Genomic DNA, 1,939 nt, shown 5'->3' with positions numbered 1-1,939 from the left:
GACGAGGTCATCGCGGTCAACCTCACCGCCGCCTTCCGCCTGATGCGCGCGGCGGCGCGGCCGATGATGAAGGCGCGGTTCGGGCGGATCGTGTCGGTGACATCGGTGGTCGGGCAGACGGGTAATCCGGGGCAGGCCAATTATGTGGCGTCGAAGGCCGGGCTGGAGGGCATGACCAAGGCGGTCGCGCAGGAGCTGGCGAGCCGCGGGATCACGGTCAATTGCGTCGCGCCGGGGTTCATGACCTCGGCGATGACCGAGGCGCTGAACGAAGCGCAGAAGGCGGCGATCCTGTCGCGGATCCCGCTGGGCGCGATGGGCGAGGGGGCCGATATCGGCGCGGCGGTGGCCTATCTAGCGAGCCGCGAGGCCGGCTATGTCACCGGGCAGACGATCCACGTCAACGGCGGGATGGCGATGCCGTGAGACGGCGATCGCGAGCACGGCCACCGCGCTCAGCCAGCCGAGCGGGATGAAGGTGAACTGCGCTACCCCGCGGGCGAACAGCGGGGCGATCCAGGCGCAGGCGAGCAGGGTTCGCTGCCACGGGCCGAAGCCATGCTCCTCGCCATCGCACCACAGCCAGGCGATACCGAGGCCGAGGACGACGAAGTCATAGTCGAGGACATAGGGCGTCGAGAGCAGCACGGCTGCGCTGACGGCGGCATTGCGCAGGGCGGGGCGGGCGGTGCGGGCGAGCCATAAGGTCGCGCCGACGGCCGCGACCGTGACCACCGCCTGCACGGCATAGGCGAGCGGGATGCCGCCGCCCCAGCTGCGCACCGCGCTGAACGCGCTCATGATCTTGTACCAGCCGGTGCGGCCTTCCTCGATGATGATGTGGCGGGTCAGCGGGAGGCTGGCGAAGAAGGCGTCCCACACGTCGCGGCCCCACATCGCCAGGGTCAGCGCGATCAAGCCGAACGACGAGATGGCCGCACCGAGGATTGCGCGCCAGTTGAGCGTGACCAGCAGCAGAGGTGGGATGACGACCGCGAACTGCGGCTTGTAGACCAGGCAGCCGAACAGCAGCCCGGCCGCGATCGGTCGCCGGTCGAGCAGCATCAACCCGCCGCCGAGCAGCAGCCCGGTTAGGAAGCCATTGTGCCCGTGCGTGACGCAGATCAGCGTGACCGGCGCGGCGAGGACGAACAGCCAGGCGTCGCTCCGGCCGACGATCCGCCGGATCATGAGCAGGAACGGGACCAGCGTCGCCGCCTGCCACGCGATCAGCGCCGGGAGATAGGGCAGCGTTGCAATCGTCATCGCGACGAACAGGAACGGCGGCGGGTAATGCCAGGCGTAGAGGTCGACACTGGTCGAACCGTGAAGGCCCTGCTGCACGCGGAAATGGGTCGGCCAGTCCCACACCTTGGCCGCCGCGCCGTCCCACGCCATGCGCCCGGCGGCATAGACTTCGCTGTAATCGGTCCCGATCGGTCGGCCCTTCCAGTCGAGCGTGCCGTGCGCCGTGGCGAGCAGATAGGCGACGCTGGCGATGCTGACGATCAGGCAGACGACGGCGATCCGCCGCACCCGCTCGTGCGTCAACCAGTCGCCGCTTCTGAATATCCCCAACATGCGCATCCCCTAGCGGCAAATAACTGACAAATTGCAACGCAGGCCCAAACCTTGTCGCTGGTCCAACGCCCCCTATATCGCCTTCGTAATCAAAGGCGGGACCGCCGGGAGCGGCCCACCGGGTCAAGAGGGATTTTAGAATATGGCAAAAGTGATCGGTATCGATCTGGGCACGACCAACAGCTGCGTCGCGGTGATGGAAGGCGGCAAGCCCAAGGTCATCGAGAATAGCGAAGGCGCGCGCACGACGCCGTCGGTGGTCGCCTTTACCAAGGATGGCGAGCGGCTGATCGGCCAGCCCGCGAAGCGCCAGTCGGTGACCAATCCCGACAATACGATCTTCGCGGTCAAGCGCCTG

The 1,939-nt window shown here is 67.5% G+C and carries 3 protein-coding genes; 2 read left to right on the top strand and 1 reads right to left on the bottom strand.

What is annotated here, in order from left to right; genetic code table 11:
• Positions 1-426, top strand: a 426-nt coding sequence (locus RMN84_RS07990; protein ID WP_309611648.1) for an SDR family oxidoreductase, incomplete at its 5' end; no start/stop codon positions are given.
• Here the strand turns inward: RMN84_RS07990 and RMN84_RS07985 are convergent.
• Complete coding sequence (locus RMN84_RS07985; RefSeq protein WP_309611647.1) at positions 355-1,581, bottom strand: glycosyltransferase family 87 protein; 1,227 nt, start codon at positions 1,579-1,581, stop codon at positions 355-357. The genes RMN84_RS07990 and RMN84_RS07985 overlap by 72 nt on opposite strands.
• 142 nt (positions 1,582-1,723) lie before the next feature.
• Here RMN84_RS07985 and RMN84_RS07980 point away from each other — a divergent pair.
• A partial coding sequence (locus RMN84_RS07980) for an Hsp70 family protein (RefSeq protein ID WP_309611646.1) occupies positions 1,724-1,939 on the top strand: 216 nt, incomplete at its 3' end.

It is taken from the genome of Sphingomonas sp. (genome assembly GCF_031380695.1).
Taxonomy (GTDB): Bacteria; Pseudomonadota; Alphaproteobacteria; order Sphingomonadales; family Sphingomonadaceae; genus Sphingomicrobium.
This window is presented reverse-complemented; position numbering and strand designations above follow the sequence as displayed.

Coding starts and splice junctions, on each gene's coding strand:
- RMN84_RS07985 (WP_309611647.1), bottom strand. CDS start 1,581: ATGTTGGGGATATTCAGAAGCGGCGACTGGTTGACGCACGAGCGGGTG.